This is a genomic window from Spirosoma aureum (assembly GCF_011604685.1).
In the GTDB taxonomy this organism is placed as follows: Bacteria; Bacteroidota; Bacteroidia; order Cytophagales; family Spirosomataceae; genus Spirosoma; species Spirosoma aureum.
Genome location: NZ_CP050063.1, coordinates 6,741,747 through 6,755,092, shown reverse-complemented (window position 1 = coordinate 6,755,092; position 13,346 = coordinate 6,741,747). Strand labels below are relative to the sequence as shown.

At 47.1% G+C, this 13,346-nt stretch carries 10 protein-coding genes and 1 riboswitch; of the genes, 7 read left to right on the top strand and 3 right to left on the bottom strand.

Annotated elements, in window-relative coordinates:
* Positions 1-50: 50 nt before the first annotated feature.
* A riboswitch (SAM riboswitch) is annotated at positions 51-150 on the top strand.
* Between the two features lie 332 nt (positions 151-482).
* Complete coding sequence (locus G8759_RS26835; RefSeq protein ID WP_167215348.1) at positions 483-1,112, top strand: YceI family protein; 630 nt, start codon at positions 483-485, stop codon at positions 1,110-1,112.
* 72 nt (positions 1,113-1,184) lie between these two features.
* A complete protein-coding gene (locus G8759_RS26830; RefSeq protein ID WP_167215345.1) occupies positions 1,185-2,474 on the top strand; it encodes a dipeptidase in 1,290 nt (429 codons plus the stop codon).
* Positions 2,475-2,878: 404 nt separating this feature from the next.
* On the opposite strand, the gene G8759_RS26825 is transcribed toward G8759_RS26830, so the two are convergent.
* Both G8759_RS26825 and G8759_RS26820 read right to left on the bottom strand, forming a co-directional pair.
* A complete protein-coding gene (locus G8759_RS26825) occupies positions 2,879-3,496 on the bottom strand; it encodes a PD-(D/E)XK nuclease family protein (protein ID WP_167215342.1) in 618 nt (205 codons plus the stop codon).
* Between the two features lie 61 nt (positions 3,497-3,557).
* Positions 3,558-4,001 (bottom strand): DMT family transporter, encoded by a 444-nt coding sequence (locus G8759_RS26820; RefSeq protein WP_167215339.1) that lies wholly within the window; start codon positions 3,999-4,001, stop codon positions 3,558-3,560.
* A 130-nt stretch (positions 4,002-4,131) separates the two neighbouring features.
* Between G8759_RS26820 and G8759_RS26815 the strand changes: the two genes are divergently transcribed.
* The 3 genes from G8759_RS26815 (at position 4,132) to G8759_RS26805 (ending at position 7,259) form a co-directional block, all read left to right on the top strand.
* Positions 4,132-5,124 (top strand): multidrug DMT transporter permease, encoded by a 993-nt coding sequence (locus tag G8759_RS26815; protein WP_167215336.1) that lies wholly within the window; start codon positions 4,132-4,134, stop codon positions 5,122-5,124.
* Between the two features lie 271 nt (positions 5,125-5,395).
* Positions 5,396-6,010, top strand: coding sequence for an outer membrane beta-barrel protein (locus tag G8759_RS26810; protein WP_167215333.1), 615 nt, complete (start codon positions 5,396-5,398; stop codon positions 6,008-6,010).
* 388 nt (positions 6,011-6,398) lie between these two features.
* Entirely contained in the window at positions 6,399-7,259 is an 861-nt protein-coding gene (locus tag G8759_RS26805; protein ID WP_167215330.1) for a UbiA prenyltransferase family protein, read from the top strand.
* Between the two features lie 255 nt (positions 7,260-7,514).
* Here G8759_RS26805 and G8759_RS26800 read toward each other — a convergent pair whose 3' ends face one another.
* On the bottom strand, positions 7,515-8,960 hold the full coding sequence (locus G8759_RS26800; protein WP_167215327.1) for an RNA polymerase sigma factor: 1,446 nt from the start codon (positions 8,958-8,960) through the stop codon (positions 7,515-7,517).
* An 840-nt stretch (positions 8,961-9,800) separates the two neighbouring features.
* On the opposite strand from G8759_RS26800, the gene G8759_RS26795 reads away from it, so the two are divergent.
* Both G8759_RS26795 and G8759_RS26790 read left to right on the top strand, forming a co-directional pair.
* A complete protein-coding gene (locus G8759_RS26795) occupies positions 9,801-12,674 on the top strand; it encodes a PAS domain-containing protein (RefSeq protein WP_197933170.1) in 2,874 nt (957 codons plus the stop codon).
* Positions 12,675-12,933: 259 nt separating this feature from the next.
* Complete coding sequence (locus G8759_RS26790; protein WP_167215320.1) at positions 12,934-13,341, top strand: response regulator; 408 nt, start codon at positions 12,934-12,936, stop codon at positions 13,339-13,341.
* Positions 13,342-13,346 lie beyond the last annotated feature (5 nt).

Below are 13,346 nucleotides of genomic sequence, written 5' to 3'. Positions count from 1 at the left end.
GTCTTTTATCTTTGAGCGATCTTACACTTACTACCTGCAAAGTAGCTGTGGATTTATACCGAAAGGGGGAGAGACAGGCTCTTTGAACCCTTAGCAACTTGCCAGTTGGCGATAGTGCTAACCTGCCTACTTCGATAGGAACTATAAATTTACATTCCATGATTACGCACGCCAAACGCTGCTTTTCTCATTTTCCCGGAACTGTCTGCTTCCCAAATCTCATTTCCTGTTGAGTCGTTCTATTCGGCTGATTTCGCTTTAATCAGAAAATTCTAATTATTGATGAGTCACCATATCGGTATTCACTACTATATTCTATAAATTCTATAGAACAAATAGATAATATGAATTTTGTCATGACTCGATGACCACTTGTATATCTATCTGTTGGCTAGGACTATCGGGTAGGGCCAAAAGTTTCGTGTTCCGATATATCAAATCCAGAAACTAAATACAAAAAAATGCCGCTTCGGAAGATCGCTATGAAAAAGACAATCCAACTCCTGTTTGGCCTGACGGCCCTCTCGCTGATTTCGGTTGCAAACCCGACTCCGCCAAAATCGAAAGAAGTCACGTATAAAGTCGATACCCAACAGAGCAAACTAATCTGGACGGGTAAAAAAGTAACCGGTGAGCATACGGGACTGGCTCCCATCAGTAGCGGTTCGCTGTTGCTGACAGGAGGGAAATTGAAAAGTGGTTCGTTTGAGGTTAACCTGAAGGCGTTGACCGTGACTGATTTAACCGATGCGGATAAGAACGCCAAGTTGGTAGGGCACCTTAAAAATGACGACTTTTTCGCGGTAGAAAAGTATCCGACGGCCCGATTCGTCATCACGTCGGTAACGCAAACGGGCATCGGGAAATACGATGTGGAGGGGAAACTGACCATTAAAGGCATTACGAACGAAATCAAATTTCCGGCTCAGTTTAAAACAGAAAATAACAGGCTGACCGCAACGGCCAACGTAACGGTTGACCGGACAAAATATGGCATCAACTATGGCTCAAAAAGCTTCTTCGAAACTATTGGCGACAAAGCGATTTACGACGACTTCTCACTCGACATAACGCTGGTAGCTATATCGTCGAGTGCAGTCGCGAGTCGGTAAAAACGATAATCAGGTGATTGTTACGTGTCCACTTCATCAACAACTAGAAATCAACTTTCATCAAGCTACACTATGATACCTTCCCAGTTTTTCACCACCGGGCTTGCCTGGTCGTTAGCCCTTGGGCTTACGGCCAGTGCACAGCAAGTTCCGGTCAAGTCAGACTCCCTAACCGATGCGGTCGTGCGTCGGGTGCATAAATACGCCCTAACCATCGATCCGCATCTGGATATTCTTGCTGATTTTAACACCGCCGGTAATGATGCCGGAACGGAAACAAAAGGCCAGTTTGATCTGCCGAAACTGGAAAGGGGCGACCTTGACGTTGCGACGGTGGCCTTGTTTGCCGGTACGGCCAAAAAGACCCCGGAAAATATTGCCACAGCCCGAAAAGAGGTCGATACGAAGTTGGCCGCATTACGTCGGTTTGTGAGCCAGCACCCCGACCGGCTTGAATTTGCCTACACGGCGGCCGATCTGGAACGGATTCCGGCAAAAGGGAAACATGCCATTTTACTAAGCTTTCTGAATGCTTTCTCGCTCGGTAAAGACCTGACTCAGTTGTCATTGCTTCACCGGGAGGGTGTACGGGTGTTTGGTCTGACGCATGCCGGTAACAACGACTGGGCTGATTCATCACGGCCGTCGGTGGGATTTGACGACAAACCCGACGAACTGGGTGGATTATCGGCGTTGGGCAGGCAATCGGTTTCGGACCTGAACCGACTCGGCGCTATTATCGATGTGTCGCAGTTGACACCAGCAGGCGTTTTGCAGACAATTCAGTTGAGTCGTGCACCTGTTATTGCTTCTCATTCGGCGGTGCGGGGGCGGGTCGATGCTACGCGTAACCTCAATAATGACGAACTCAAAGCCATTGCTGCCAATGGGGGTGTGGTGAGTATTGTCGCCTTTTCGGCCTACTTGCACCCATCGGCAGAGCAGTTAGCTAACTACAAAAAGAACGTTTGGGAGCCGTTTGGTCTGCAACCCGGCGACGATGCCAAGTCGAAACTCAATGCAGCCGATTATCAGAAATTTCAGGCTGCCTATCGTGAATTCTCGAGTAGTGGCTACAAATACACCAACCTGGCCGATTACCTGGACGCGGTCGATTACGCCGTTCGACTGATCGGCATCGATCACGTTGGCCTGGCTTCTGACTTCAATCATGGCGGTGGCGTAACCGGCTATGCTCATGTTGGCGAGTTGCCTAATGTGACCCGCGAATTGCTCAAACGCGGTTATTCGGAGGAAGAGATTCGAAAACTCTGGGGCGGAAATTTCCTGCGCGTATTTCGCGAAGTAGAAGCGACAGCAAAGGAATTGCAGCGGGAACATAAACTGGCCGCTAAACAATGAAACGCTTCCTGCATAACCGCTGATCTGATTCATGGGGCAGATAAATGACTATAAGCCAGTAGTAAACGAAAAAGCATTGACCGATCTGGACACGCTAATCAACGACCGATCGGGTGAAAACAGTAGATAGCAGGAAGTAGCCGTTCGAGCAACGTAAACGTCTTGCACATGATAGGTGAGTAGTACCCACTGCGTCAGCCGACCCTTCCCATCGGGGGTCGGACTGACAACAGTATTACTAATGCCGACAATCCAAACACCTGATCGCATTTTTACATCGTGCGAATCAGGATAAGCTAAGTATACATTTTGAGTGCCCAACAAGCCCTACAATTCCGGCCGGCCATTGATCAGGGCTGGCCGGGTAGGCACAAGCAGATTATCCATTCAGTATAAATGGCTGGTTAGTGTCGTCGGGCGTCGGCATCGTCGCCTGGTGCTACGAATATTTTTTTATCTGTAATCAGCGGTCGGTGTTCTTCCAGAAATGCCTTGAATAAACGAATATCCTCCAGTTGCTTATCGATCGGGTGGGTCAGGGTATAACTCTCGACATATGCTTCGGTACGGCCACCTGGCTGAAATTCAGCAATCACGTATTCCATGAGTTTGATCCCTTTGCGCTTAAGGGCGTGGAGGTACAGATTCTGGTGGTTATGAACATAGCGGCCGGGCTGGTAAGAGGCCGTTGTCTTTATATCGACGGCCTTGAATTTTCCGATTAGATCGACATAGCCGTAGAATAACACATCGTCAATCTGCCATTGGCAATAGACCTGCGTTTCGACAATAGGGCGGGGGAGAAGCTTACGGACTTTTCGGAGAATTTCGGCATCAAAACGATCTTCGTCGGTACCTTTTACGACCGCTTCTTCAAAAGAAATACCACGCTCCTGCGCTGCTGTGGTCGGTGTTGGCACACGATTGATCGAGTCGATCAACTCCTGTGCAGAGAGATTCCCTCCGCCCAGATAATGCGAAAATACATTCAGGAGGGAAGGATAGAAACGGTAATTTATCACAGTTCTCGGTTTACGGTTGATGCGCCAGTCTACTGAAATCTGTAAACCGAAAATAGCAGACTTAGTTTTTCACCACCAGTAATACTCCGGCCATGATCAGCACCAGGCCGAGTAATCGCCAGCCGTTGGCGGGGTGGAGTGCAAAGCCCATAAAACCGTAATGATCGAGAATTACAGCGGCCAGTAATTGCCCCGCTACGCTCAGGCTAACGAGGTTAGCCGTACCGATTTTGGGTACGCTGACAATCACTGTGATCATATAAACGGCTCCCATTGCGCCCCCCATCCATTTCCACCAGCTTACTTGTTTGACCGTATCGAGCGGAGGAACCGAGCCACCCGAAGCCAGTAAGAGCAGCACCAGCACGATAAAGCCGGAGCCGAACGAAATGGCTGCTGCCAGAATAGGACTGGCCATTGCCTGCCGCAAATTTGCATTCACACCTGCCTGAACAGTAATGGCTAAACCGACTAGAAAAGCAAAGAGAATATAGATGTAATTCATGACCACAAAGGTAGGCAATAGGTGGCTGTAGCTTTGTCTTTAAGCCTGCTTTTCTGGCAACTTATCGCGTTGTGGTAAAGAGGGCATTTTTGTAGCTTGCCCAGACTCATCCTAAATCCTCTTGTTGGTTATGTTTATTATTACACACTACCCACTGGCCGTAGTTGTCTGTTTTGTTACGATGCTTTGCTGGGGCTCGTGGGCGAACACACAGAAATTAGCAACTCAGTCGGTGCCGACCACGATTTTCTATCGCGATTATACCTATGGTATCCTCTTTCTGAGCCTGTTACTAGCGTTCACGCTTGGTAGCTCGGGCTCGGCCGGTCGGTCTTTCCTGACTGACATAGGGCAGGCCGACAGGCAAAATCTGCTCTATGCCTTGGTGGGCGGTTTTGTGTTTAATATCGCTAATATCCTCATTGTTGTTGGCATCGAACTCGCGGGGTTATCGGTCGCTATGCCTGTAGGCATTGGGCTGGCTTTGATTTTGGGCGTAGTGGTCAACTATATTTTATCACCGATTGGCAATGTCGGGTTGCTGTCGGGTGGCGTATTTGCCATCTTTCTGGCAGTTGTTTTCAGTGCATTGGCCTATCGATCGAAGAGCACCGTTGGGCAAACGGTGAGCACAAACGGGTTGGTGATTTCGCTGGTTGGTGGTTTCCTGATGAGTTTCTTTTTCTACTTCGTGGCACGAGCAATGGCTACCGATTTCGCCAATCCTGCACCGGGGCTACTAACGCCCTATACGGCGCTGGTTTTATTCGGCCTTGGTGTCGTGATCAGCACACCCTTGTTTTTGCCCATTCTGCGTCGCTTTACGGGTAAAGCAGCCAATAGTACAGTGCGATATGGCGAGGTGAGTACTCGTAATCACGGCATTGGCATGCTGGGTGGTATGATCTGGTGTCTGGGAATGGCATCCAGTTTGCTGGCTTCCGGCGAAGCGGGGTATGCGATCAGCTACGGGCTTGGTCAGGGGGCAACCATCATTGCGGTTTTATGGGGTGTATTTATCTGGAATGAGTTCCGGGGTGCACCGGTTACATCCAGTCGCTATCTGACCCTGATGGGCCTGTGTTATGTGCTGGGGCTAGTGCTTATTATTGCGGCCAAGTGAGCAGGTAAAGGCAATCGTTATTTTTCGGGCTAAAGGAGCTGGACTTCTGCTCCTTATCAGCCAATTTCTTAAGATCAGAATCGGATTAAATAACCTGGCGCGGTTAAAAAGACATAAAAATAGCATGAACATTGCAACGGTTTGAGACCGTTGAGGGTAACAGCAGTAGAGCCTTGTTCTGGTTGTGCAGCTCATTCCGGGCTTGGCACGACGTCCTAAGGCGTATTCTTATTTACTGTATTCACCACGTTCCCTCAATTGCCAAACCACTATGCACAAGTCGCTATTTGCTCTTTTTTTTCTTGTATCAACCGTTGTTTCTGCCCAACGTCTGGAGCCTTTTAAATTAAATCTGTCGGTGGGCTACGCGTCTCCTGCCGACCGGTCTGGTAACAAAGATGGAAGCAGCCCAGGGTTTGTCTATAGCATTGAGCCGCAATATGGAATTACGAATCACTTCGATATTGGAATCCGGTTTGAACAGGCTTTTATCCAGCGCCCCGAAGTATTGGGGAATCTCATTTATTTTAACACACAGGCTAAATCAATTATGTCGGGGGCGTTGACGCTCAATTATGTAGTTGGTAAAACCCCTGCCTTTCGCCCTTACATCGGTGCCGGTGCCGGATTTTTTCGGGCCGCACAGAGCGACCAGCAGGTAATGGGCGCAGGCAATACACCACTCTATTATTCGCTGCCTATCACGAATAAATGGGGAGCTCTGGTAAGAGCAGGTGTTAAAATTTTCCAGTTTAACGTCGAAGCAGCTTTCAATTTGCTGGAGGATACAACCGTCACCAACGAATTTACCAATGCTAAGTTGATTGGGAAAAATGAATATTTCAGCGTGAAGGCTGGCTATACACTTGGCGGTAGCCGGCATTAAACGGGCTGGTAACTTATTGACGGAAGGCGTCCTATCGGTAGAGAAAACTCGCCGATAGGACGCCTTTTTTTCTTTCACCCTAACCGTGAGTATAAGTGGATAATCACTCGCCTGAGTAACGAGAAAGGCAATCGGTTGAAAAGGTGACAAGTGCTGTTGTTGACCCAGTTACGGTCTGCCGTCGCGGTCGAAAGCTTACAAAATTACTGTAGGATGCCACTCCGGCCGACCCTTACTAGCCGGTCAAACTCAATTAATAATGCAGCGTAAGTCGGAAACATAAGTCAACAAACAGGTAAACAAATTATCAGTTTGCTCCGGAATAGGTTGGAAACTTTATCGCAATAAAGGGTATTAGAACTAGGATAAGTCTAGTCGATTATTGCTTATGAATCATTCGATTCGCCATTATTTAAAGGCTCTTGGTCAATTTCTGATCTTTGGCAATGCTTATATCGCACTTTGTGCCGTAGTGATGTGCCAGACTACAGCCGACTTATTCGCTATACAACTACCTAACTCGTTTTTACTTTTCATTTTTGCGGGTACACTGGGGAGCTATTCGCTGCACTGGTTTCTGACCGATACGACAGCCTCTACGCAACGAGGGAGATGGAATAAGGAGAATAAACTGACACTGCTCATCTTGTTTATGAGTGCGGTTTTGGTCGGAGTCTGGCAGTTAAGCCACTTGATGCGCTACCTGATCGATCTATTACCGGTTGTCGTGCTTACTTTTTTGTATACCGCCCCTAAAATCAATTGGCCGCCATTTCATGCCTTGCGTCGGATTGCTGTGTTAAAGACGACTTATCTGGCCCTGGTCTGGACTTATGGAACGGTAGCCGTACCTCTATTGATCGTACCACCCGTTGGCGATCCTGACTGGCCCCTGATAAACGTTTTGCTTCTGAATCGATTCCTGTTTATCTACAGTGTTGCCTTATGTTTTGACTATCGTGATCGTGATCAGGATCGTCACTCGAGGTGGCTGACCATTGTGTCGATGCTAACCAACAAGCAGCTACGCTTATTTAGTGTTGCCATTACTCTTTGCTTCTGGCTATCGATTGCCCTATTGTATGTAAATGGCTTTGATTGGCGGCAAGTAACCTGCTTAAGCCTGCCCATGGTGTTGTTAGCACTATCAGCGGGCCGTATCGTCAGGACTGAATCTGATTATAGCTATTACATTTATTTAGATGGCTTGTTGATGTTGCCCGGTATATTATTGAAGTTCCTGCCATAGTGCTTTAGTTGGCGTACCGGATGAGTTCTTATGCAAACGTAATGACAGGCGATTGTCTGTCATTACGTTTGTATTAACCAGAGTGCTTATAGGACAAGTATGGTACGCCAGCCCTATGAAGCCTTTATTCTGTGTATTCCAGCTTTGCTATTTATGCCTATTCTTCTGCTTATCAGCTAAATTTACGGGTCAACTAACGTCCTGTTTCCAGATGCCAGGATAAAACGGATGGTAAGAAAAATATGCTTTAATGATTTATTCAGCCAACGTTATTTCTACGATTAATTTTCCCTTATCGCCATATTTTTTAATTGCCTCTGCTTCAGACAACTTGACCAGGCTATATTTCTTGTCAGATAACTGTATTGTTTCATTTAACTTCATTGGAGTTCCATTAATTACCAGGTAATTTATTTTGTTTATAAATGAAAAGGTACCGCTTCCGCTAAACTTTTGTGAATTGAGGTTGACCTTTACGTGCTTTCCCATGAGGTAAAGCCCATTATTTTCGGCTGACCAAAACAATGTTGAAGCATAAAACGTACCAGACATTTCAGAAGAATCTACTTTGTTATCTGATTTGATTAGTTCTGTTGGTATCGTCGTTTTCGATGCATTATTTTCGATTATTTCCTGATTTTTTACTTGAACGGGTTGCTGGTGTTTGTTCAATACGTTTGTCGAATCAAAAGCCAGTGTCGAGCCTGTAAGGAGCAATGTGGCTAAAGTGTTTACTGTTTTCATCTTCTCGATAGTTTTAGTTTTTTCACTTGATATGATGCCATTACCTGAAAAGGTGGCAGTTGTTGTATCAAAAATTAAAACTTTTTTATCGTGATTCTTTTTTGAATATGCATCGGAAAAACCGCCTGACTGTATAGTAGAATTTTCTAATAGCGCAGGAGCTTTTTCCTTATAAGAATTAAAATGCAGGAACAAAACCACGGCTATATTCACCACAATTGCTAAAGTTGAGATGTCAGTATTTAGGTAGTTTTCCGGGAAAATGGTTGATGACTTGAATTCTGGTAATGAAATTCCACTAAAATCGATTGTATCGATTGGGGCTGTTTTTCGAGGCTGTATCTCGAAGTAATTTAGTTGTCTGGTAAACAAATCATCTATAGACCAAAGCTTATCCGGGATCAAAAGTAATAATGCTAACTTCTGCCTTTTTTTGTCCCCTTTTACCTTCTTCGTAAGAATTTCCCGAATCGACTTTCGGGCTCTTGCCAAATGTGATTTTGACGTTCCCTCACTAATTCCCAATTCGGACCCGATTTGAGCATGCGTGAAATTGTCGAATACGTATAGATTAAAAACGAGTTTATGGTGCTCGGGCAGATGCTCGATCGCTTCCAGGAGCTCAGCCTCAGAGAAGTTTGTTTCCTCATTGCTTTGAATTTCATCCTGAGATTCGGTTGAAGCCATAACGTAGGCAATCCTGTCCAGATGGCTCTTCTGTTTTTTTTGCTCCCGGAGGTATTGCAAGGCTATATTGACCACTATACGCCTTAACCAGGCTTCAAAAGAACCTTTGTTTTCAAAGCTTGACGATTTATCGATAGCTACCAGAAAAGCATCATGAGCTAAGTCTTCTGCGATCTGCCTGTTATAGGTGTATCGATAGCAGACGCCAATCATTTTAGCTATGTTATGCTTATAAATAGTTTCCCAAAAACTCTTCGGTACATCATTCATAGTGACAATGATGCTTTTTTTTCAAATGGTGGCAGTTTAAACAGGCAAATTGTTGATTGGTAAATTCGTCAATAAAGGAATCGATAGGTATGGCTTTGTTAACGATATGGTGTCGGTTTCTTCAAACCGACACAGCGAGGAGGTTATAGCTGTTGCACGGGTTGCCTTCCTCCGGTCGAAACAGATCATACGTCTCGTCTGAGGATTGGCACAGAATGATTACTGGCAAGCACCTGCTGTCTCTGATCGTATTGTGGGGCTGATGAATTAGACACGATTTACATGATCGCGTCGTTGAGCGAATCAGGAAATGAAAAAGCCCCATCTGTTGAACCAGTGGGGCTGAAGAAACGTAACAGATCAAAAACGCCGATTTGACTGGTTTATTGTACACCCTGAAACAGGAAGGGCCTTATTTTTCACTTTTTTCCATTTACTCGGTCGTTTGATTAAGCGCTTTCGCTTCCCGTTTGGGTTGCACAACACTGAGCGAAAGACCTAAGAAGGACGCGTTATCTCAATAATTTCTGTACTATTCTATTGGTTTGGTCGAGTGGCATGGCTCGAAGCCAAAGACCTGAATTTGTGGAGCAGTGTTTTGTGCGTTGAATAATGGTTTATAGCCGGAACTTACAACGGCGCTGCATAAACATTTTCTTATTTTACTGGTCTACTATGTTTTAGCCACATGCCCTATCTTTGATCGATCAGTTTCTAACCACCTGTGTAAGCTATGGCATCTCTGGAGAGGATAGCCTGGCACACGAACTAGCCTACTTTTCTGCCTTGAAACCAGCCGACTTCAGTAATAACTATCTTTTTTTGGCCGGTGGAGGTGAGATGGGAGAACTCACGCGCAATCATGACTGGTCGAAAACGGTCGTTGGTACGCCTGATCAATGGCCCCAAAGCCTGCGGACAACCGTTAGCACCTTACTCTCGTCAAAATTTCCCATGTTTTTATGGTGGGGACCTGAGCTGATTCAATTTTACAATGACGCCTATCGGCCTAGCCTGGGTAATGAAGGTAAACACCCAACCGCTCTCGGACAGCGTGGACAAGACTGCTGGCCTGAAATCTGGCCTACCATTAAGCCCCTGATCGATCAGGTGATGGCCGGTGGTGAATCGACCTGGAGCGAAGATCAACTCATCCCGATTTACCGAAATGGTCGATTGGAGGATGTATACTGGACCTTTAGTTACGGGCCAGTTCGCGATGAAACAGGTAAGGTCGCCGGTGTACAGGTCATCTGTCAGGAAACCACTCAACAGGTCATTGCCCATCAACGATTGTCTGAAAGTCAACGTCAGGTGTTGGCCTATTTTGAGCAATCACCCGTGGCGATTGCCATCATCAGTGATCCAGATCTGACCTTCCGCATGGCAAATCCCTTTTATGGGCAATTAGTAGGTCGTCGACTTGATCAGATCGTTGGCAAACCGCTACTGGAGGCTTTACCCGAACTTGGCGGTCAGGGCTTTGACCAGCTACTCAGAAGTGTGCTGGAAACGGGTGTTCCGTTTATTGCCCCGGAGGTAGCGGCCGATATTGTCCGCAATGATCAGCTGGAAACTATTTATGTCGATCTGGCCTACCAGCCGCTTCGAGAAGCCGATGAGCGTTTTACCGGTATTTTGGTAGTAGCTACCGATGTCACCCAGCAGGTGCGAAGTCGCCAGAAAATAGCCGATCGGGAAGCCCGGTTTCGTTCCCTGATCGAGCAGGCACCCGTGGCCACCGGCTTGTTTGTGGGTCGGAATCTACTTATCGAGCTGGCCAATGAACCGATGCTCCGGTTTTGGGGAAAAGGCCCGGATGTATTTGGCAAACCCTTAGCCAGCATCTTGCCTGAATTGGCCGATCAGCCCTTCCTTCAAATTCTGGATCAGGTATACACCACGGGGCAGGCTTATCAAGCGATGGCAGATCGCTGTGATCTCGTTATCGATGGTGAGCTGCGTACGTTTTACTTTAATTTCACCTACCAGCCAATTGTTGATGAGCAGGGGCAGGTGTATGCGATTCTGAATATGGCGGTCGATGTGACCGAACAGGTACTGGCCCGACAGGCTCTGGAAGATAGTGAGCGGTTTTCGCGCACCGTCTTCTACAATTCACCCGTCGCGAAACTGGTGTATGTAGGACCGGAAATGATCCTGCGCGAAGCCAATGAAAAAATGCTCGCCATCTTTGGACGTGATGCTTCGATCATTGGAAAGCCAGTCATGGAAACCATACCCGAATTGAAACGAACACAACTTTTTGACCAATACCAGCGGGTACTGGCTACCGGCGAGATCCATGTGGCATTGGCAGAGTCCATTGAATTGATCAGACAGGGCGTTTCCAATGGGGGCTATTACGATTATAACTACAAACCGTTGTTTGACCATACAGGTAAAGTCTATGGGGTCATCTGTACGGTTATCGATGTAACCGAACAGGTACTGGCTCGCCAAAAGCTGGAAGAAGCGGAGGCAGGCCTGCGTGGGGCGATCGAACTGGCGCAGCTGGGCACCTGGAGTATTGATGTAACCACCAACAGGCTTACTTACTCTGACCGCTTAATCGAGTGGTTTGGGTATGACCCACAAGGAAAGGACTATCAGGAAATGATTCCGATCCTTCAGCCTGAAGATCAACAGCGGGTGGAATCGGCATTAGCCTGGGCCTTAAATCCTGAATCTGACGGAGTCTACAATGAAATCTATACCGTCATTCATCCCAGAACGGGCCAGAAACGTATCCTGCATACGCACGGTAAGGCTGTATTTGATGCCACCGGTAAAGCCATTCGGTTGAATGGCACCGCTCAGGATATTACCCTCCAGCGGGAGCTTCAGCTGGCCCTCGAAACCGAAGTGCAGCTCCGCACCGAAGAACTGGAGGCCGCCAATGAGGAATTAGCGGCTAGCAATGAGGAATTGGCAGCTAGCAATGAGCAATATTCAGCCATCAATGAAGAATTGGAAGAAACGGTCCAACAACTGAATCGATCCAATGCTAACCTCCAGCAGTTTGCTTACGTAGCCTCTCACGACTTGCAGGAGCCGCTTCGTAAGATTCAGCAGTTCGGCGATTTACTCAAAATGAGACAGACTTCATTATCGGGGGATGAGTTGGTTTATATTGAGCGAATGCAGTCGGCGGCCAGCCGAATGGCTACATTGATCCGGGACCTATTAAATTTTTCACGCATTTCCATGCAGGGTAACACCAGCGTAGCTGTACCACTCAATGGGATTATTGAGCAGGTGTTGACTACCTTGGAACTGACGATTGCGGAAACGAAAGCGGAGGTTAATGTGGAGCCATTACCTACCATTGAGGGAGATTCGTCACAGCTGAACCAGTTATTCCAGAATCTACTAGGTAATGCCCTCAAGTTTCGTCGGCCATCGGTTAACCCGGTGATTCAAATCACCGCCCATACCCTACAGGCGAGTGAGTTACCACCTTCAGTAAAGCCAGCACGAATGGCCAAAAACTACTACCGGATTGATGTAGTGGACAATGGAATTGGGTTCGATGAAAAATATCTGGATCGCATCTTTCAAGTGTTCCAGCGGTTGCATGGCAAAAGCGAATTTGCCGGTACGGGTATTGGTCTGGCTATCTGTGAAAAGGTGGTGGCTAATCATGGCGGAGCCATTACCGCCAGTAGTCAACCAGGTCAGGGCGCCACGTTTAGGATATACTTTCCCGTTTAGAATCGTTTGATGGATGACCCGTTACCGGGTAATAAGGTACCAGTCCCCGGTGACTGAGGAAATCAGACCGACAATTTGCAAAGAAATCACTAGTTTGGCCGCTCAGATAGCCTCCATTGCTCAAGCGCTTACACATTCATGGCAATAGATTTTGGGGCAAATTTTACGTTTTATAAGGAAGTGGAGGGATTTTTTTGATATGTTTACGCATAGTATCCTGAGCGATTGATTGCCTACATCCCATCCCTTATCGCCACGAATGTCCAGTATTAACCCTGCTCACGTTTGGATTGTCGATGACGATACGGACGACCAATACCTCTTCGAGATTGCCCTTCAGCGAGTAAATCCATCAATAGCCATCAAACTGTTGAGTGATGGAGAGGAGTTGTTGCCTGCCCTCCGGCAAAGCGTTACGTTACCTAACCTGATTATTCTGGACTTGAACATGCCACGGGTGAATGGATTTGAGGCTCTGGAACAACTGCGGGCGGATGCTGTCTATCGGGAAATACCGGTCGTTGTTTTGACTACTTCGTCGAGCTATGACGATCAGGAGCGGGCGGGCAGGCTGGGGGCCAACGGTTTTTTGACCAAGCCGCCTTCCATGGACCTGCTGTTGGTCCTGTTTGGCCAACTGGCTCAGCAGTGGGAGCTTCATCAATGAACTTC

Coding starts and splice junctions, on each gene's coding strand:
- G8759_RS26835 (WP_167215348.1), top strand. CDS start 483: ATGAAAAAGACAATCCAACTCCTGTTTGGCCTGACGGCCCTCTCGCTG.
- G8759_RS26830 (WP_167215345.1), top strand. CDS start 1,185: ATGATACCTTCCCAGTTTTTCACCACCGGGCTTGCCTGGTCGTTAGCC.
- G8759_RS26820 (WP_167215339.1), bottom strand. CDS start 4,001: ATGAATTACATCTATATTCTCTTTGCTTTTCTAGTCGGTTTAGCCATT.
- G8759_RS26815 (WP_167215336.1), top strand. CDS start 4,132: ATGTTTATTATTACACACTACCCACTGGCCGTAGTTGTCTGTTTTGTT.
- G8759_RS26810 (WP_167215333.1), top strand. CDS start 5,396: ATGCACAAGTCGCTATTTGCTCTTTTTTTTCTTGTATCAACCGTTGTT.
- G8759_RS26805 (WP_167215330.1), top strand. CDS start 6,399: ATGAATCATTCGATTCGCCATTATTTAAAGGCTCTTGGTCAATTTCTG.
- G8759_RS26800 (WP_167215327.1), bottom strand. CDS start 8,960: ATGAATGATGTACCGAAGAGTTTTTGGGAAACTATTTATAAGCATAAC.
- G8759_RS26795 (WP_197933170.1), top strand. CDS start 9,801: ATGGGAGAACTCACGCGCAATCATGACTGGTCGAAAACGGTCGTTGGT.
- G8759_RS26790 (WP_167215320.1), top strand. CDS start 12,934: ATGTCCAGTATTAACCCTGCTCACGTTTGGATTGTCGATGACGATACG.